The organism is Enterobacter sp. BWH52 (genome assembly GCF_001037565.1).
GTDB classification, from domain to species: Bacteria; Pseudomonadota; Gammaproteobacteria; order Enterobacterales; family Enterobacteriaceae; genus Enterobacter; species Enterobacter hormaechei_C.
Genome location: NZ_KQ089854.1, coordinates 190,727 through 209,730 on the forward strand (window position 1 = coordinate 190,727; position 19,004 = coordinate 209,730).

20 protein-coding genes are annotated in these 19,004 nt (G+C 54.8%); 5 read left to right on the forward strand and 15 right to left on the reverse strand.

All coding sequences use genetic code 11. From position 1 onward, the window contains the following. Positions 1 to 525 (reverse strand): lipocalin family protein, encoded by a 525-nt coding sequence (locus SK47_RS00940; RefSeq protein ID WP_048243347.1) that lies wholly within the window; start codon positions 523 to 525, stop codon positions 1 to 3. Between the two features lie 117 nt (positions 526 to 642). Between SK47_RS00940 and SK47_RS00945 the strand changes: the two genes are divergently transcribed. The 5 genes from SK47_RS00945 (at position 643) to SK47_RS00965 (ending at position 5,154) form a co-directional block, all read left to right on the forward strand. Next, complete coding sequence (locus SK47_RS00945; protein WP_022650127.1) at positions 643 to 1,368, forward strand: MerR family transcriptional regulator; 726 nt, start codon at positions 643 to 645, stop codon at positions 1,366 to 1,368. Between the two features lie 99 nt (positions 1,369 to 1,467). After that, positions 1,468 to 1,878: a hydroxyisourate hydrolase gene (gene uraH / locus SK47_RS00950; RefSeq protein ID WP_022650126.1), complete on the forward strand. Its 411-nt coding sequence runs from the start codon at positions 1,468 to 1,470 to the stop codon at positions 1,876 to 1,878. A gap of 102 nt (positions 1,879 to 1,980) precedes the next feature. Further along, on the forward strand, positions 1,981 to 2,940 hold the full coding sequence (locus tag SK47_RS00955; RefSeq protein WP_048243349.1) for a YbgA family protein: 960 nt from the start codon (positions 1,981 to 1,983) through the stop codon (positions 2,938 to 2,940). Between the two features lie 146 nt (positions 2,941 to 3,086). Further along, positions 3,087 to 4,175, forward strand: coding sequence for an AAA family ATPase (locus SK47_RS00960; RefSeq protein WP_006812462.1), 1,089 nt, complete (start codon positions 3,087 to 3,089; stop codon positions 4,173 to 4,175). Between the two features lie 175 nt (positions 4,176 to 4,350). Next, positions 4,351 to 5,154 (forward strand): DUF4225 domain-containing protein, encoded by an 804-nt coding sequence (locus tag SK47_RS00965; protein WP_039268673.1) that lies wholly within the window; start codon positions 4,351 to 4,353, stop codon positions 5,152 to 5,154. Here the strand turns inward: SK47_RS00965 and SK47_RS00970 are convergent. The 14 genes from SK47_RS00970 to SK47_RS01035 form a co-directional block, all read right to left on the reverse strand. Beyond that, positions 5,132 to 5,461, reverse strand: a complete 330-nt coding sequence (locus SK47_RS00970; protein WP_023315117.1) for a hypothetical protein — start codon at positions 5,459 to 5,461, stop codon at positions 5,132 to 5,134. The genes SK47_RS00965 and SK47_RS00970 overlap by 23 nt on opposite strands. 123 nt (positions 5,462 to 5,584) lie before the next feature. Then, entirely contained in the window at positions 5,585 to 6,571 is a 987-nt protein-coding gene (locus tag SK47_RS00975) for a GlxA family transcriptional regulator (protein WP_022650122.1), read from the reverse strand. A 25-nt stretch (positions 6,572 to 6,596) separates the two neighbouring features. Next, complete coding sequence (locus SK47_RS00980; RefSeq protein ID WP_022650121.1) at positions 6,597 to 7,376, reverse strand: MBL fold metallo-hydrolase; 780 nt, start codon at positions 7,374 to 7,376, stop codon at positions 6,597 to 6,599. Between the two features lie 89 nt (positions 7,377 to 7,465). Further along, positions 7,466 to 8,716, reverse strand: coding sequence for an HlyD family secretion protein (locus SK47_RS00985; RefSeq protein WP_022650120.1), 1,251 nt, complete (start codon positions 8,714 to 8,716; stop codon positions 7,466 to 7,468). Positions 8,717 to 8,722: 6 nt separating this feature from the next. Next, positions 8,723 to 9,472 (reverse strand): hypothetical protein, encoded by a 750-nt coding sequence (locus tag SK47_RS00990; protein WP_003860969.1) that lies wholly within the window; start codon positions 9,470 to 9,472, stop codon positions 8,723 to 8,725. Continuing rightward, positions 9,469 to 11,565 carry a peptidase domain-containing ABC transporter gene (locus SK47_RS00995; protein ID WP_048243351.1) on the reverse strand — a complete coding sequence of 699 codons (2,097 nt, stop codon included), beginning with the start codon at positions 11,563 to 11,565 and terminating at the stop codon, positions 9,469 to 9,471. The genes SK47_RS00990 and SK47_RS00995 overlap by 4 nt, the downstream gene beginning before the upstream one ends. A 67-nt stretch (positions 11,566 to 11,632) precedes the next feature. Beyond that, on the reverse strand, positions 11,633 to 11,818 hold the full coding sequence (locus tag SK47_RS01000) for a hypothetical protein (protein ID WP_001196016.1): 186 nt from the start codon (positions 11,816 to 11,818) through the stop codon (positions 11,633 to 11,635). A gap of 23 nt (positions 11,819 to 11,841) precedes the next feature. After that, positions 11,842 to 12,036, reverse strand: coding sequence for a hypothetical protein (locus SK47_RS01005; RefSeq protein ID WP_022646586.1), 195 nt, complete (start codon positions 12,034 to 12,036; stop codon positions 11,842 to 11,844). Between the two features lie 73 nt (positions 12,037 to 12,109). After that, positions 12,110 to 12,763 carry a hypothetical protein gene (locus SK47_RS01010; RefSeq protein ID WP_006812468.1) on the reverse strand — a complete coding sequence of 218 codons (654 nt, stop codon included), beginning with the start codon at positions 12,761 to 12,763 and terminating at the stop codon, positions 12,110 to 12,112. Positions 12,764 to 12,769: 6 nt separating this feature from the next. Beyond that, positions 12,770 to 14,368 carry a hypothetical protein gene (locus tag SK47_RS01015; RefSeq protein ID WP_023315112.1) on the reverse strand — a complete coding sequence of 533 codons (1,599 nt, stop codon included), beginning with the start codon at positions 14,366 to 14,368 and terminating at the stop codon, positions 12,770 to 12,772. After that, positions 14,346 to 16,940, reverse strand: a complete 2,595-nt coding sequence (locus SK47_RS01020) for a CS1-pili formation C-terminal domain-containing protein (RefSeq protein WP_045350369.1) — start codon at positions 16,938 to 16,940, stop codon at positions 14,346 to 14,348. Before SK47_RS01020 ends, SK47_RS01015 begins: the two co-directional genes overlap by 23 nt. A 6-nt stretch (positions 16,941 to 16,946) precedes the next feature. Next, a complete protein-coding gene (locus SK47_RS01025; protein ID WP_048243353.1) occupies positions 16,947 to 17,624 on the reverse strand; it encodes an EcpB family pilus assembly chaperone in 678 nt (225 codons plus the stop codon). A 45-nt stretch (positions 17,625 to 17,669) separates the two neighbouring features. Beyond that, positions 17,670 to 18,293: a common pilus major fimbrillin subunit EcpA gene (locus tag SK47_RS01030; RefSeq protein ID WP_003860995.1), complete on the reverse strand. Its 624-nt coding sequence runs from the start codon at positions 18,291 to 18,293 to the stop codon at positions 17,670 to 17,672. Between the two features lie 227 nt (positions 18,294 to 18,520). Beyond that, positions 18,521 to 18,991 carry a hypothetical protein gene (locus SK47_RS01035; RefSeq protein WP_003860998.1) on the reverse strand — a complete coding sequence of 157 codons (471 nt, stop codon included), beginning with the start codon at positions 18,989 to 18,991 and terminating at the stop codon, positions 18,521 to 18,523. Between the last annotated feature and the right edge of the window lie 13 nt (positions 18,992 to 19,004).

Here is a 19,004-nt window from a genome sequence, read left to right on the forward strand (position 1 = left end):
TTAGTGCTTCACCCACACCAGCTGATCGACCCGGAAGCCCAGACCGCGTGCGGTGTTCAGGTAGTCCTGATTTACCGCATCCGGAATGGTCGGGGTGCGCGATAAAATCCACAGGTAGTCACGGTTCGGGCCACTGACCAGCGCGTACTGGTACTTATCGTCCAGCTTGATCACGTTATAGCCGCCGTAGAACGGGCCGAAGAACGATACCTTCAGCGCAGCCGTAGTCGGTTCGCCGGTAAAGTACGCCTTTCCTTCGCTCTCATTCCATTTGTTCTTCACCGGATCATAGCCGCGGTTCAGTACGCTGATACCGCCATCGCTGCGCTTGCCGTACGTCGCGGTGACCTGTTCCAGACCGCGCTCAAAGCGGTTTTCCAGTCGGGCGACTTCATACCATTTGCCGAGATAGCGGCTGGCATCAAAGCCGATAATGGGCTGCACGCCTTTCGGCGGCGTGGGAGATTTACAGGCAACCAGCGTCAGCGCAATGGCGACACCGGTAACTACAGGCCATAGCCTCATGAGAACTCCTTTCATTTACGCGGTTGGACGTTAAGTGTAGCGCACCCGTGCGGCGCTTCATCCCGTCGGGGAATATTCGTAGTATATTGAGACAACTCCTTCTCTTCGGATGCAGACATGGCTTACTCCATCGGCGAATTCGCCAGACTCAGCGGCATCACCGCCACCACGCTGCGGGCGTGGCAGCGACGCTATGGCTTGCTCAAACCCGAGCGTACGGACGGCGGTCACCGCCTGTACAGCGATGAGGACGTTCAGCAGGCGCTGAAAATCCTCGACTGGGTAAAAAAAGGCGTACCCATCGGTCAGGTTAAATCACTGCTGGAACGCCCTGCGCCGCGCCGCGCCAATAACTGGCAAACCCTGCAACAGGCCATGATGCAAAAGTTGCAGGAGGGGAAAATTGAATCCCTGCGTCAGATGATTTACGACGCCGGACGCGAATACCCAAGGCCAGAGCTGGTCACTAACGTGCTGCGTCCGTTGCGCAGCCAGATATCGGCCAACGTCGCCGCCGCCATGACGCTGCGTGAGATCCTCGACGGCATCCTCATCGCCTATACCTCGTTTTGCCTTGAGGGCGATAAAAAAGCGCCGGGCGATAACGTTCTCATCAGCGGCTGGTACCTCAACGACCCGTGTGAAATCTGGCTCGAAGCGTTAACGCGCACCGGCCAGGGCCACCGCATCGACATCCTGCCGGTTCCCCCTGCCGCGCTGGCCCCGGAAATTTTCCCGGATCGCAAATGGCTGCTGGTCACCAGCGGCAAACTCACCGCCGCGCGGAAAAAGCAGGTTGCGCAGTGGCAGCAGCAGGTTTCCCTTGAGGTAATTATCCTCTGATTATTTTCTGCTGTGGCAATCTTCACGAAAAGTTGAATATTTTTTCGCGCAGCGAGTGCTAACGTTTTCCTGTCACCGACAACTCAACAGGAAAACACGATGAAAAAGACACTCCCTCTGATGATGCTGGCTGCCATGGCTTTCGCGCCTGCCGCATTCAGCGCCCCGGCAGGCACCCTGAGCGTCCACGTTCTGGACCAGCAAACCGGTATGCCGCCAGCAGATGTGACCGTTACGCTGGAGAAGCAGGAGCAGGACAAGTGGACCCCGATTGCCAGCGGTAAAACCGACCACGACGGGCGCATTAAATCGCTTTATCCGCAGGATCAGGATATGGCACCTGGCGTGTATAAAGTGACCTTCAAAACCGCCGATTACTTCCACGGCAAAAAGCTGGACTCCTTCTTCCCGGAAGTGCCGGTGCTGTTCACCGTCACCCGCACCAATGAAAAACTGCACATCCCGCTTCTGCTCAGCCAGTACGGTTACTCAACCTACAAGGGCAGCTGATTGCTCTTGATTTTAAAGACGATTAAAAAATAATCCCGCCAATACTTGGACAAACTCGCATTGTTGTGTAACTTTTAGATATGAGATCGGGAGGTGCACACCATGACAACAAAACCTGTGCTGGGTATTAGCGGATGTTTGACCGGTTCCGCCGTTCGCTTTGACGGCGGGCATAAGCGTATGGGCTTTGTGATGGATGAGCTGGCGCAGTGGGTCGCTTTCCGCCCGGTATGCCCTGAAATGGCTATCGGCCTGCCCACGCCTCGTCCGGCGCTGCGCCTGGTGATGACCACCGGCGGCGAGACAGAAATGCGGTTCAGCAAAGCGCCCCACGATGACGTCACGCAGAAGATGACCGCATTTACGGCAGATTATCTGCCGAAAATCGGCGATCTGTCGGGGTTTATCGTCTGTGCAAAATCCCCCAGCTGCGGCATGGAGCGCGTGCGGCTGTACGACGAAAACGGCAACCGGGGCCGCAAGGAGGGTGTCGGGCTGTTCACCGCCGCCCTCCTTGAAACTTTCCCCTGGCTGCCCGTCGAAGAAGACGGTCGCCTGCACGATCCGGTACTGCGGGAAAACTTTGTTGAGCGCGTTTTTGCCCTCCACGAACTGAACGTAATGCGTAAAAATGGCCTGACGCGCCGTGCTCTGCTGGACTTTCACAGCCGCTATAAGCTTCAGCTTCTGGCGCACCATCAGGCAGGCTACCGTGAAATTGGCCCGTTCGTGGCATCACTGCACGAGTGGGACGATCTGGACGCGTTTTTCGTGGCCTATCGCGACAAACTGATGACCATACTGAAAAAACCTGCTTCGCGGAAGAATCACACTAACGTGCTGATGCACATTCAGGGCTATTTCCGTAACCAGTTGAACAGCCGCCAGCGCGGAGAACTGCGTGATGTGATCCTGCATTACCGGGACGGACTGCTGCCGATCCTCGCGCCGCTGACGCTGCTTAAGCATTATCTGGCTGAATACCCTGACCGGTATCTGATGACGCAAAACTACTTTGATCCCTATCCTGATGATTTGGGTCTGCGTCTGGCCGTTACCTGATAAGAAAGAAGCGAAGGCCCCATTGACCCACAGAGGCCCAAAGCTGTACCCCGTTTAGACGACACCCTCACTGTCGTCTTTTTTTTGCGCTCAGCGTAAAATACTGTAATTCTGTACAGGTTAAGCGTGCACAGCGGAGTAACCCGATGATCAAAAATCTGCATATTCAAAACTACCGCTCAATTCGCGATATGTCGCTTGAGCTGGAACAGCTCAATATCGTGTTCGGCCCCAACGGCACCGGAAAATCCAATATTTATAAAGCGATTTACCTGATGCACAGCGCGGCGCAGGGGCAATTCTCCCAGGCGCTGGCAAACGAGGGGGGCATTTTGAAAGTGTTCTGGGCGGGCAAAACCCGCAGCGACCAGCTGCGGCGCATGAACCTGGCGGTGGAAACGGAAACCTATGAATATGAGCTTCAGGTCGGGTTCGTGGAAAAGCTGCCCTACCCCTCACAGTTTCAGCTCGATCCGGTGATCAAAGAGGAATCTATCTGGCTGAGCGGCCAGCACCGTCGTCCGTCGTCACAGCTGATGAAGCGTAAGAATCAGGCCGTATTCCTGAACAACGTACATCACGAAAAAGTGACCCACAGCGGTACGCTGTATGAGAACGAGTCAGTGTTCGGGCAGCTCGGCGAACCGCACCTCTACCCCGAAGTGTCGCAGATGCGTGAGTCCCTGCGTAACTGGCGCTTTTATCATGAGTTTTCCGTTTCATCCGGCTCGGCGATCCGCGCGCCGCAGGTGGGTTTCCGCTCCCCGGTGCTGGCCAGCGACGGCGCGAACCTGGCCGCCGCGTTTCAGACCATTGTCGAAATTGGCGACGAGCTGCTGCTGATGCGCATTCTCGACCAGGCCTTCCCCGGCTGCGTGTTTTACAGCGACAACACCGGCGGGCGCTTCCGCATGATGATGCAGCGCGAGGGGCTGAGCAGACCGCTGGAACCGGCAGAGTTCTCCGACGGCACGCTGCGTTTTTTATGCCTGGCGGTGGCGCTGTTAAGCCCGCGCCCTCCCGCATTTATCGCCCTCAACGAACCGGAAAACAGCCTGCATCCGCAGATGCTGCCCGCCCTGGCAAGCCTCATTGCCGAGGCCAGCCGCTATTCGCAGATCTGGCTCACCAGCCACTCGCCGGAGCTGGCGCATTTGATTGAGAAGCACCGATCGTTTTCGCTGTATCAGCTGTCGATGGCGGAGGGGGAGACACGGATGGAGCGGCTGGGGTAATGCACTTCTTTTATGCTGTCACCACTTTCAAGGTCGCCATCAACGACGAAGATGATTTCCGTCGGTATATACCTTCGGCGAATTCTGCGCTCGCGACAGATTATCCAATTTATTGTTGCCAGTTTCTGATGTCAGGATAATCTGTAAACGTTGGTTATCAGATGAGAAAATTAAAATGGATATTGTAATTTTCCCTGGTCAGAACGCCCGCGCATGGGCTGAAACAATGATAAATCTTGAAGCCCGCAAGCTCATCAATACTGCGAATATTGTCGGAGGGCAACATCTCAGCGACGGACTCGCACGGATTAAATTTATGGATGATATTCGGCAGTTTGTGATGCAACAATTTAGTGCTACCCGGGCAGCCAGAAGTGATGAGGAGTGCATGGAATGCCTGAAAAACATCCGGGCTGAGAACGAAAGTCTTCTTGAGCAAAGCAGAATGCTTCGCTCCCGTACAGCTCAGCTTTTTGCTCAGATTGAACTGGTTAAAGAAAATAACAAAGTCGTCGGTTACGTTATCTCATCGATTAAGGTTGTGCTTTCAGGGTTACAGATTGTTGCAGGTGTTGGTGCAATGATGACAATGAATCCAGTGGGTGCGCTTGCAGGAGCGATTCTGGTTATGGATGGTGCAAATGCCATTTCAAAAGAAATTAACAGAACGCTTCAACATCAACCAAACTCCGAAGGTATGCTGGCAGATGGCGTCATGGATATCGCTCAGTTTATGGGATTTAAACGTGAATCAGCACTTGGGGTATTCAATAGCGTAAGCCTGGCAGCAAGCGTCTATACGGTATTTGGCGCCATCCGGAAACCCGAATCATGGCGCCTGTTTCGTTATCTCCCGCTGGATTTCTACCGCAAAGTCGACGGAATGAATCGCGCAGCGCTCACTATGAAAATTGTCGGCTGGGGTGTCTCTGCAAAAGTCTCGTTTGATTTAATTTCTAATGCGTCTGGACAGAACTAATGTATTTCTTTCTGAAGCGCCAGGCTTTGTAGGTAATGATCGGGGGTTGAAAAAACCAGGCAATAATCAATACGATGAAAAGAGAAATGCCACCGGAAACAATATTATAATGTTCAGCGAAAAAAAGAAGCGCCAGGAAAATCAGGGCCACAGTCGCAGTAATACACAGAACCATGATAAATCGCTTACCTAACTCAAGCACTACCTCGAGCAGGGATGAACCATAACGGCTAATGTTTCGGTTCAGATACGCTAATTCTTTTACGGTGAAACCTGATTCAAGTAACTGCGTTTCAATATTGTTCATGCCACTACCTTTTCTTCTGGAAAGTAACGTGGATTATCTTAACCGGAAGAGAAGTGCTTGTAACCCGTCTGATGCATATCCATTGCCGCCAGCTTTAAAGGCAAAGAAGCCGCCCACGTCTTTTTATTCCATCGCGCCAGCATTATTTTTCGCTGCATACGGCTTAACGCGAAACGTCTTACGCCACTCCGCCGGACTGACACCAAAGCGCGCCTTAAACTGCTGCCGATACGTCACCGCTGATAAAAACCCCACCTGCTCAGCGACGCTTTCGATTGGCAGACTGCCGGACTCCAGCAGGATCTGGCTGCGCCGCAGGCGCTCGGCGGTAAGCCAGTCGGCAACGCTCATGCCCGTCGCCTTGATAAAATGGCGGGTCAGCGTGCGTCGGCTCATCGACACCACGTCCGCCAGCGAATCCAGGTTATGCGGTTCGGAAATGTGCTGCTGAAGGTAGTCAATGAGACAGTTAATCCGCCCGTCGCGGGTATCTTTCGGCACAGGTTGCGCAATAAACTGCGCCTGCCCGCCCTCGCGGTGCGGCGGGACGATCATCCGGCGGGCAATCTGATTGGCGACAACGCTGCCAAAGCGCTGGCGGATGATATACAAACAGCAGTCGAGCGCGGCGGCGGTACCTGCCGAGGTGATCACATTGCCGTCGTCCACGTAGAGCGCGTTGATGTCCAGTCGAACGTCCGGAAACAGCGTCTGAAACTGGTGTTCAAACTCCCAGTGGGTGGCGGCCCGTTTGCCGCTGAGTATGCCCGCATAGCCCAGTACAAACGATCCCAGACACAGCCCAACAATTTCCGCCCCGTTGTCTCTGGCCTGAACCAGGCTGTCGAGCAGCGTCTGAGGCGGGCGCTCCAGCACGTGCTGCCAGTAGGGTACAACCACAATTTCAGCCGATGCGATTGCAGAAAAATCCTGCGTCGCATGCAGGGCAAAACCGTCTTTCGAGGTCAGGAATCCCGGTTTTTCAGCGCAGATCGTAACGTTAAAGCGCTTTTCCCCGGATACCGTATCGCCAAACAGAATGCAGGGGACGGAGTAGTGGAACGGGCTAAACCCGTCCACCGCGACAATAGCAACGTTAACAAGCGGCATCTGTCTCTCCTTTCCCCTTTAACACTCAGAATATAACGGTTTCGCCGTCCTGAGGAATGCTCACCGCGTCACTTATCTCGTTGGCGTCAACATACTCGCGCAGCGCGCGGCGGGTCAGCAGGCAGTGGTTGATAGCTTCCATATGGGTCGCCACGATTTTCGCCTGCGGCAGCAGGAAATGCACGTTAAGCAGATCTTCTTCCCCCATGATAATCGGCCCAAACCCAATGACATGAGCGTAACCGGCGTTGAGCACGACGATATCCGGCTGGTGCTTTTGCAGATCGGCCGCCACCGCATCGCGCCAGATGGTATCCCCTGCGATATAAAGCGTCTTCTCATCGGGATGACGGAACACCACGCCGCAGGCTTCCCCCAGAAACTCTGCCAGCTCCGGCACGGCGTAAGCGCGGTCAGTACCGTGCTGGCCGCCGTGGGTTTTCACTATCCGGATATCGCCGTATGTTGTTTCCCCGGTCATGATCGTCAGGTTGGTAAATCCCTGGCTGCGCAGCAGCGCGGCATCGCTATCATTTTGCACGTAGATCGGCTTGCCTTTGGCGATCAGCTCAACGGCGTACTGATCCCAGTGATCGGCATGGGTATGGGTGACGATCACCGCGTCAGCATCCAGAAGCGTTTGAACGTCAACGGGAAGCTCGACCATCGGGTTGCGAATATCAGCCCGCGCCGTGCCGGGAAAACCCGGATAAGTGCCTTTTGGCGCCAGCATTGGGTCGATTAAAAAGCGTTTTCCCGCGTAAGTGATCAGTTGGGTGGCATTGCGAATTTGCGTAATGTTCATGGGCTATCCTCCGGTTGGTATGAGAAGGAGAATAGCCCCAGGGTGCCGTTAAGAATGTGGGCCAAAGGGCGATGATCGATGAAATCGGGTCAATCGATAAACCGCTTGCGCACCCTTTCCAGCGGGGCAATCAGCAGATTGATAAGCGGCTTACGATCGATAACGATATCGGCGTTCACCGTCATCCCGCCCATCAGCATGCGCTTTTTCTTGTCCGGGTCGGTAAACCAGGAGGGGACGCGCACTTTAGCCAGGTAGTAGTTCTGCCCTTCCTGGAGCGGGATCAGCGCCGAATGGGCATCAATGTTTACCTCATAGAAATCGGACAGCGTCGCCTCCACCGAACCGTATTTGTCCACGGGCCAGGAGTCGAAGCGCAGCTTAACCTTATCGCCTTTCGCCACGCGCCCCACCCCCGTTGCCGGAACATACAGGTACCCCTCCATCGTCGCCGCGGTATTTTTACGGATCACCACCACCACCTCGCTATTTTGCGTAATGGCCCGGCCAGGCGGGAAGTTAATCGCCACCACGTAACCATCGGAAGGGGCCAGCATCGCCATGGTGGAACTTCCCCGGCTGGACAGGTTGCGATCGATTTCGCTGATGCGGTTTTTCACATACAGCTGCTCTTCGCTCAGAGAGTCAATTTGCGACTGGGTGCTGTCGGTCAGGCTGGTTTTGCGTGCCTCAAGCTCAAGAATAGTGCTCTCCTCCAGCGTCAGGTTGAGCTGCGCATTGAGCACATCATTGTGGCTTTTATCGAGATCCACTCTGGAGACATAGCCCTTCCCGGAGACGGATTTCCACGCCTCGTAGGTGTCGGTGCTGTTTTTTAACAGCGCGCGCAGCTTCTTCACCTTATCGCGGGAAACGGCGATCTGCTTGTCGGTGAGAGCCAGCTGCTGCGCCAGATTTTTGCGATACGACGCAATCGAGTCCTCAATGGCCTGAATGCGCTGCTCGCTGCGCTTCTTCTCCGCTTCCATCTGCTGGCGGTCAAACTGCACCACCGAGCCCTGCTTGCCGCCATAGTCCTGCGACACGGTGAACAGCGGATCGTTTTCCTTCACGTACTGGCCGGGCCGGACGGCAAAATCAACAAGGGTTCCGGACTCTCTGGCGCGCACCTCCACATCGCCCTGCGCCGGGATCAGCACCCCGCGTGCCAGCGTGGTTTCCGAAAAATTAAAGACAATCGCAAAGACCAGCAGGCAGAGAAAAAAGGCGATGAACAAGGTCAGCACGGCTTTCAGCCGTGGCGCGTTGATGTGATAGCTTTTTGAGAAGTGATGCGGGATCAGCGCCCGCCGCTGTCCGCTTCGGTTTTTTAATTTCACGATATGTCATCCATGATAAATCACTGAAAGATCATCCCATGCACTCCAGAGCGTGGGGGTTTTGCGCAGCGCGTTCAGCGTGTCGGCGGCGGCCTGACGGTAATCCTCCGGCGCATACGCCTGACTCTCCAGCCCAAACTCCGCCGCGTGCAGCGAACAGATCGGCAGCAGCGTTCGGACGCTGTAGCCATAGCGCGATAAAAACCGCGTTGAGACGTCCGTTAACCACGCCTTTTGATCCCCTGCCTGGGTGGAGAACAGCGGCGCATCCGGCAGGCGTTCGTCCATCAGCAGCACCGTCACCAGGCGGTGAGGGGCGAAAAACGAGCTGGCGCGTCGGCCTTCGTGCGCGGCCATCAGCTTATGCAGCGCAGGGTGACGGGTAATAAACTGAAAGCGCACATCGGCTGGCGCGGTGGCGAGCAGCGCATCCACGATCAGACCAAAGCCCGCCCAGCGCATGCCCAGTAGCAGGGTGCGAGATGAACTGTAAAATGCCTGCTCCCGCGTCCACTGCGCCACGTACCCGTGCAGATCAAAACTAACGTTGCGCGCCCAAAGCGCGGGCGGGAAGATCTGCTCCACGAAGTTAAACCCGCTCAGCTCATGCGCATTCTGATGCAGAAAATCAGCCGGAACATCGGCCTCCGGGCAACGCATAAACTGGCTGTAGTTTTGCGTGATCCGGTTTGCCAGCAGCGTGCGCCCGGCCTGGCGCGCGCAGAGTCGCGCATAGAGACGCGGCAAAAGCATCATTGCTCACTCTCCCGCAGGGTGCCGTTTTCCATGGTATAGAGACGCCCCTGACAGCCCACCACGTCCGGCGAGTGGGTGACAAACACCAGGCCAATCCCCAGGCTACGCAGGTTCGCCAGCACTTTCTGCGCGGTCGTTTTATCCAGGTTCGCCGTCACTTCGTCACAGAGCAGAAGCTTAGGCTGGCTGTACAGGGCGCGCGCCAGAACCAGACGCTGCATCTCCCCGGCAGAGAAAAAGGTGTTCCCCGGCAGCATCTCCGTTTCGTAGCCGTGCGGCAGCCGGGCGACGACGTGGTCCACCTCCGCCAGCCGACACGCGGCAATGACCTGCTCTTTATCCGGTGCGCTGTCAAAGCAGGCGATGTTGTCCAGAATCGAGCCGGTGAAGAGAATATCGTCCGCATGGACGATGCGGATGTGCTGACGCAGCGAGGAAAGATCGCACTCCTCAATGGGGATCTTATTGATCCGCAGCGTGCCAGACGATGCCAGCAGCATGCCGGAGATCAGACGCAGCAGCGTGGTTTTTCCCGACCCGCTCTGGCCCACAATCACCGCTTCTTCGCCCTGCTTCAGGGTCATGTTGATATGCTGTAGCGTGGCCTCCCGGCCAGGATAGGCAAATGAGACATCCTCAAATTGCAGACAGACCGGCGAGGTGACAATCCGCTTCCCAAACTGGCTGGTTTCAGAGGGGGCAAACAGCAGGTCGCCCACGCGATCCAGCGGCCCCTTGAGGGCATTTTTGTCCAGCAGCTTCTGCGCCACCTGCACCATGGCATCGGAAAAATAGCGCTTATAGCTGATATAGGCGTAAAGCATCCCGATGCTCATCTGCCCTTCCAGGATCAGCCACGCGCCAAAGCAGACCACCAGCAGTTGCTCGGCATTGATCACCAGCAGCGAAGCCACGTCAAAGCGGGCCAGTAGCCGCTCTTTACGCATCAGCCCGGCGATGTGCTCGCGCTGGGATTTGTCCATCACCGCATCCCGGGCCTGCTCCATGTTGTTCGCTTTGAGCGTTATGATCCCTTTCTGCGTCTCCACCAGCAGAGACTCATACTGGGCGGTGCGCTCGATGGAGTCATCCACCGCGCGTTGATAGGGGCCGATCAGCGAAAAGCGGATCAGGAAAAACACGCCCATCAGCAGCATTGTCAGCAGCGCAATTTTGACGTTATACAGCAGCATAAACAGCAGGCTGGTGACGGCGATCAGGCTGGAAAAGAGAATTTGCACGTAACCATTGCTGATGAACTCCGCGCAGGCGTGGAGCGATTTCTCAATAGCCAGCACGATGCCCGGCGGGCGCGAGCGGAACCAGCTGGTCTGGGTGCGCAGCATGTAGTGGCGCACGGACTGGCTTAAATCGTCATAGGCAATGTTACGCATCAGGATCTCAAGCAGCTGCTTGAGGAATTTACCGATGACTTCAAAGATAAAGACGATAGCGAAGATCGCGGTGAGCAGGATCACCAGATCGCTGTCGCTGCGGGAAATGGCCTCATCCATAATCAGCTGCACGTAGGTGGGGCTTGCCAGCATGGTGATGAGAGTAAAAATACAGAGCACAAACAGCAGCAGCTGGCGCTGGAACAGGCTCGGAGATTTATTGGCTAAACGGCCAAGCGTGAGCGTTTCATCCGGGGATTTCTTTTCGAAGCACGGCGTGGGCTTAAGCTCAAGCACATACCCGGAAAAGAGTTTTTCCGCCTCTTTCAGACGGTAACGACGCACGCCGCTGGCCGGGTCGTGAACGGTCACGCTGCGGCTGTCGATCTTCACGATGACCACGAAATGGTTGCCGCGCCAGAAGGCGATGAGCGGCAGCTCAGACGTTTCTATTTCAGTGATTTCGCCTTTAAGCACCCGGCCAGACATATTTTTATCGCTGGCAAGGGTCATCAATTCCGCCATTGAGGTTCCCGCATCGGCGGAAACGGAAATCTCCCGGCGCAGCTGGCTGACGGAGACATGGTGGTCGTAGTGCCCCAACACCATCGCCAGGCAGGCCAGTCCACATTCGGTAAATTCATGCTGGCGAATAACAGCGGTCTTACCCTGTTTTTTATACTGAAAGAGCGAAAACATAATGATCCGTGGCTGAAATAAAAAAATGGCCCGGCAATGCGGGCCATGCGTACAACGTGCTTCTCGCTTAGGCGCTGAAGAAACCGCCGATGAAGCCGCCCACCAGGCCGAATACGCCGCCGATGGTGCCGCCCAGCGCGCCTAACATCTGGCTGCCCGCGTTATAGCCCGCGCTTGCGCCCTGAATAGCGGCAGCAAACGGATCCCAACCACCGATGATGGCCTGTGCTTTTTTGAAATCGATAACTTGCATGATACTTTTCCTGTTAACGTGAATTAGTTGTAGCTACCAACCAGCGCGCCCAGGAAGCCCATTGCGCCACCCAGAACTCCGCCAACCACACCGCCAACCATGCCCATGATGCTGGCGCCAGTGTCGTAACCCAGCTGTGCACCTTTAACCAGACCAGCGAACGGGTTTAACGCGCCGCCAATAATGTCTTTCGCTTCTACGAATGAAATCGCTTTCATTTTTATCTCCTGTAGTGATGGATCTTTAGCATGATGCTAAAGGCTAATTTCCTTTTATGAAGGAAAGCGGTTGCTACGGGCAGGTGGTCAGCGGAATGATTTTATTGCCATAAATAATCATCCGCCTTGCAGCCTGCCCGGCATTATCTATTTCCAGCCGTTGCCCCGGTGGAATATATTTTGAATTGTTGTATTGCGTACTGCACCCGACCGAGGAAACATATTTAAAATAGGTATTCCCGGTATTACTCACCACCCCGTTGCTAAACGCATAATCAAAATGTCGTGTCCATGGTCGGACAATCAAAATAGCCTCAAGCGAGACCACCACATCCGACTGGATGCGCTGGCCTTTGCGCGTGATAACCTTTGCCTGGAGCGGCGTCTCGGTGAATTTTACGCGATAGTATCGCTCTTTGTTGTCATGCGGGCCGGTATAATAAAATTTAAAACCCGCGCGTTCACCGCTCCCCAGCGTTAATTGCTTAGGCGAATACATGACTTCGCCGTCTTTTATTTCGGTTTCTTTTCCCTTCTCTTTAGGAACGTCTACCTGAATAAGCGACACGGTATAATTCTGACGCTCGCTGGTATCGTTTTTTATCGGCTGAAAAACAACTTCTCTTTCGGGAAGAAAATCAATATTCAGACTTTCGATAATTAAAGCATTTGCCCCTGTGGAAATGAAGCAATTTATTGCAAAAATAGCCAGGAATTTTCCAGTCATGGTTGATTAATTCCAGGATGCGCTAACATCTATTCTTCCCTGCGCGGTCACTTCACCAAACCAGCTATTTCCGTCATAGGTGGTTTTCGATACCGGATTATCCATAACGAACTGGAGGATCAGCGGTGTTTTCCAGAGCCACATATCGGTCACGCCGGAACTCATTTTGTCCCACTCTTCCGCATGGGTGGCCGGCGCCGGGATCGACAGTACTTCGCCTTTACAGTTGTGCGCCATCAGCGTCTGGCTTTTCCCCACCAGCACGTTGCCCGGAATGGGAACCGTAAAGCCGTTGCCGCTAAAGGCGCAGTAGTCCACCCCATTCAGGCTTTGGGTAGGCCCGGTGACTTTTACCGTGACCGCAATCGCCGCATCTTTTTGCGCCCCGCTGTAGGTGATGGTGTAGGGGATCTCAATGGGCGCTTCGCCGATAATGCCTTTCCCTGAGCCGCCCAGACCGTCAGGATCGAGGGTGTAATCCGGGTTGTCTGGCACAATTTCCAGCCCGGGTTCGATAGGGTTAATCACCAGGCCGCCCCCCGGCTGGAAGCAGAAATCCGCCGCCAGCGAGCTGTTGCCGGGCGTCAGACACAGGCTGACGATATTGCCAATGTTGCTGCCGTCCCCCGCCTGCGCCACGCTCAGAATTAACGCTTTCGGCAAAAAGATTTTAAGGTACGCTTTGCCGCCGTTTTTCTGCGGCGCTGCAAGGAAGGTGTTCGCCAGGACACGCGTATCGCTCAGGATACCGCCGGAGATACTGTACCAGGTGTTTTCATCGAAGGTCAGCTCGGCGGCAAGCCCGGTGCCGCCGCTCATGTGCGATTGCAGCACGCTGTTGACGCGGGAAGAGGTGAGCGCCAGCCCTCCGTTGTAACCGGAGATATCTTCCCCAACAAACGTGTATTCGAGCAGGTCGCACAGGACGCCAGAGACCGTATTACGGGTGTACTTGGTGCAGGTGGCCCCCGTTGATCCATCGACAATCGTCACCTCGCCGCTGATCGGGTCAATACCCAGGTTAAGCGCTCTGGAGTTGGTCATGGTCAGCGTGCCCACCTTGTGAAGCGTATTGGTGGTGGTCACTTTGTTGATGGAGCTGATTTGCGGCGTGGAGGTGATGGTCACTTCATCCCCTGGCGCGGCGTTGAGCAAATAGTTAAAGAACGGATCGCCCAGTACCCAGCGCCCGTATGACGTGCCGGGCTCCATCACCGGCGGCTTAACCACCATCGACGTGTCGGTATAGCTGGTCGTCGGGGTGTACCCCGTGTTGCCGCAGGACGAGGAACACGCCGTCCCTTTAAAGAACGGAGAAGCGCTGGAACCGGTCACCGAAAAGTCGATAGTTAACGCGCTGCCTGCCGGGCCGTTGAAGCTGTTGTCCGGGATGTAAGTGGCGATACCGTTATTCGTTTTCGCACTCAGGGTCGGCCACTCGCGCGAACCGTGTAAAAACGCGGTCGACGTGCTGTTGAGACTAAACAGCCCTGCGCTGTTTCCCGTACCGTTATTGTCCGGGTTATTAATGGCGAAATAGGGCAGCTCCTGCGCCTGGGCCGCCGCGCTCATCAGCAGTAAATTAAGAGCGAATATCTTTTTCATCGTCACGTTCCTGCGTTCCTTTTGCTTCCTGCCAGACGAAATCGCCTTTGTCGCAGGAGATGTCCCCAAGCCACAGCGCACCGCGGTTAGACTCGATGTCCAGGCGCACTTCGCAGACGCTGTCGTCCGGCGTGGCGATACTCAGGACAGGGTTGTTCTTATCAACGTCGATCACGAAGCGTCCGTCGTTTTCCGTCCGGGTCAGCCCGACGTGGTTTTTGATCTGCATGGCGCCAATCGGGGCCCCGTTTGCATCCACAAGACGACCAAACAGAGTGACGATTTTCTTCACCTGCGGCTTCATCACCACGGTATTGCCCGGATAAACCGTGATATGGCGACGCGCATTCGCGCCAATCTCATAGCTTTCCGTACCGGTTTCACTGTTCATCACTTCCAGGTCATAAGCCTGGTATGCCGGCAGCGACAGCCAGGTCTTATCCCCTTTGATGCGTTCTGCCCGGCCGTTAAGCTTCAGGGTCAGCGCTTCATCAGATTTGAGACCGGTACTGACAATCACCCCTGCGCTTTCGGTGCCTTTCCCGGCGGCGATGGCCTCTTTGGACCAGCCCACGCTGCCGTCACTGGTCAGCGTGGAGTTCCAGCCTTTACTCATGCCGCTCTGGACGCTGAGGATGTTGCTGTTCCACGGCGTGTCGAAGTTCACGCTGCCGCCGCCGCTTACGCTGCGATCCTGGCGGCTGTTAAAGGCTTTCGAGACGTTGGCAGTAGCAGATTTCAGGTAATCGCCTTCAAACTGGCGGCTGGCGCTGACGTTCAGCGCCGTGCCGGTATCGCGATTGTGGGAAACGCCAACCGACACGGTATTGCCGAGCGGTATAGCGAAATCGAGCATCACGTAACGATCTTTCTCTTCGTAATACCCGTCGTATTTGTTGCGCGACATTCCCACCCGCAGGCGCGCCGTACCGTAGCGACCGGCGTATAACCCCTGGGAGTAGTCCAGCTGATAGCGTTTATAGCGATAGAGGTCGTCCTCCTGGCGCATCAGGCTCAGGTTGCCCGCCGAGGGCAGACCGAACGACGGCAGGCTAAAGGAGGCGCCCCAGGTATTGCCCTTGCTCTCATAGATATCGAGGAACTTGCCACTGGAGAGCTGTTCATGGGAGTACCACACCGAGCCGATCTGCCACGGCAGGCTGAGATTCGCCCCATAGTTGGCGCGATAGGTTCCGTCGGAGGCGGCCATGGTCTGGGTATTCACCGAGAAATAGCCCGTCAGGTTCAGGGAGGCCCACAGCTCGCTGACGATGTGTTCCCGCATCATGTAGGTGGAGGCGTTCCAGTCGACCATCCCGCTGCGCTTGCTGAACGAGGCTCCCACCAGCGACATGGTGTCTTTATGTTTGGTGTCGTAATCGTAGTAGTAGGTGTTGTCCTGCTCGTTTTTGCGTTTCGCGTATTTTTTATAATTGACGACGGATTTATCGCGGCTATACATCCCGCCCCACATCTGCCAGCGCAGCGTTTCCGACACGTTGCTGGAGAACGGCTTATTTACGGTGTACATGCTACGCGACACGGTGCGGCTTCCGCTCACCACCTCAACTTCGATGCTGTAGATCCCGTAGGGCAGGCTGCTGGTGTCAATTTCATGGTTGCCGACGTCAAAGCGCTGAATGCCGATAAGCTGCCCGTCACGACGAATACGGGCCTCGCCCGCCGTGGGGAAATAGACCACCACCGGCGTCAGAGAGAGCGTGTTATCGCGTTTGCGGGAGTTGGCCTGGTTGCCCATGGAAACGCCGTAGACTTCACCGCCGGAAATCCCGCTGACGCTCGCCAGAGACTGCATCGCCCAGCCGTTCAGCATGCCTGCGGCGTAGCGCATCCCTTGATAGTCGCGCTCCCACATAACCGCATTCATCTGGGTATCGCTGCTGCTCTCGTTGACGTAGCCAGAGCCATCGATCAGCACATGATCGACGCCCATTGAGATCCAGTTTCTCGCGTTCAGATAGCCCGACGACCAGCTGTCACCGTAGCCGCTCTCGGTGTGATACGCCCCGAGGTTGTAGGAGAACGTGCCGCTCAGGTCGTCAGACTCCGGCGCATCAATGTCCACCTCACGCGGGCGAATATTCACCCCGTAGTCGCTCTGCGACAGATTCAGCAACAGGCGCATTTTTTTCTGATCCAGCTCGAACGCGGACCCCGTACTTACCGGAATGCGCATCTGGTCATCAAACTGCTTATCGTTAATGCTCTGCAATAACGTTCTCATCTCTTTTGACAGACGAATGCCGTTATCAGACTCCTGGACCTGAACGTCCCTCAGCCCCAGCTTCAGATCTTTTGCAAAGAGCGTCACGTCACCGATACGAACATATTCGCTCGCCGTGCCTTCGTGGTTCCCTTGTTGTGCTGAGTGTGGACGCGTATTCACCAGATAGACGGGAATTTTGATCCCCTGCTCCAGCAGTGCATAAAGCGAGTCGGGAAAACGGTAATTAGCGATAACCACGGAGCTTGAGGCTGCATGCGCAAGCGCGGGCAGCGTGCCGGATGCGCAAGCCATCATCACCGGCAACACTAATTTATTTTTCACCATGCATCCTTACTTAACAGGAATGAACTGTTTCAGGTCCCATATTCCGAGATGAAAATGGTTATCCGTAACGTTGATATCCTCGATAGCGCGCGAGGTCTCTGGCATCAGGTAGAAGTTTTTGCTACACGGCGTGCCGGGGGATTCCGGATTCGGCTTCAGGCAGGTCCCGGTCGCATTGACGCGAAACGAGGTGTTCCCTTTATTGGTTATTTTTCCCGCCACATAGACGAAATCAATCTTCTTATCCCGGGGCTGAACCACCAGAATGGTGCTCACCACCGCGCGCGTCATCCCGGTGCCGTTTTTTGGCGAACCGCTGTCCACCTCTTCGCTTACCCCTTCATCCGTGAAGGTAATGCGGTAGTAACGCTCTTTGTTATCGGCGTTCCCGTGATAGTAAAATTTGACGATATTGCTGGTACCGGCGGGCATCACCATGCGCGTGGGCGTCAGCAACACTTCGTCCACTTTCTCCGGATTGATGACGATCCCTTCATCCATTGGGCTGCTGATCCGCTGTGCGCGAACAGAAACAATGCGCACGCTGTCTGCTTCGTTTTTTATTTCCTTGGCGGTGGAGTCAGCATCCGCAGAAATAATGGTGGTGACTTTTCCCACATTAATGGCCAGCGCGGAGGAAGAGATAAATAATAAAAATAAGAAGGCGGATTTGAGGTTAAACATGCTATTTCCCTAAACAGGGGCTTGCGCCCCTGGATCGATCAGGCCTTAGCCCCAGGTTGCGCGGAACGCAACAGACACGGTCCCTTCCCACAGGCTGTTGGTCAGGTCTTTGAACTCTTTCGCCGTACCGGCATTGTCCTGAGCGGAGTCAACGTAGAAGACAAATTTGTCCTGGCCGGTAATTTCGGTATCTGCCGCCGCGCCTGCGCTGGTGGTCAGGTTCCACAGGCCAGAAGAGACGCCGGTGTTAGAAGAGGAATCAACCAGCGTGGTCCATGCGGTTGATTTCGCCCCCACGGTGCCACCGATAGAGCCCAGGTCGTTACCGCCCCAACGCGCACCCACTTTCAGCTTGGTCGCTTCACCACCCACGCTGAACAGCGTGTTGTTTGAATCGTCGAGGATAGCTTCGAGTTTGAAGCTGGTCGCCGTAGAGTGATCGCCACGGATAGCCACATCAAACAGACCGGTGTCGGTGTTGAAAGATTTGGTGTTGGCGCTGTAAACAAAGTTCAGAGCACGCGTTGGCGTAACAACCAGATCGGATTCGCTGTCTTTGGTCGCGGTTGCCTGCCATGTGGCAGAAGCCGTCGTTTCTGCTGCATTAACTGCGCTCAGGGCAGAAACAGACAGCAGGGAGCCCAGAACGATAGCGTTCAGTTTGTTCATTTATTTAGTCCTTCAAAAAAGAATCCACGTGTATAAAAAGGGGAGCCCCTTTTTCGAGGCGGAGTATAGACAGCCGCAAAATAACGAGGCAATACAGAAAAATTCACTCGACGGAGAGCAACAATAAAAATATAAATAAATTTCTCGTATCTTATTGTTACGTATTGAGTAAATTACTAATTTTCCCGAGCAATAGATAAATATCGATTTTTCAATAAAGAGAAATATCAGGACGTCGGGACAGCCACACACATCATTACAGGCAACACCAGCCCCTTAATTAACCACGCATGTTTTTTTACGCTGGTAATATAGAAGAAGTTGATATTATCAAGTAACATTTCGTTTACAACGCCATCCGGCGCCGCATCATCTTCAGATTTATTCAGCTTTTTATCCTTAATATAAAAGATATTGCTTCCATCGACTTTTTCCACGCTGAGCGTGTAATTTCGGTCAATCAGGTAGCTTTTGCCCTCTTTCTTGAGCACGCCTTTATGAATAACCGTCACAACATCTTTGTTGTTAAACAGGAAAAGCGTGGTTAGCGACATATCGGTTGACTCACCCGTAGAATATGTTTTCCAGGAAATGGTATCTGACTGGCAGCCAAACCCCTCATCCTGCGTTCTGGTAAAATAGATCCATAACAACGCGATGACAGACAGCGCCAGTACGATACTGAACAGTACACTCATTTTAGTCCTTGAC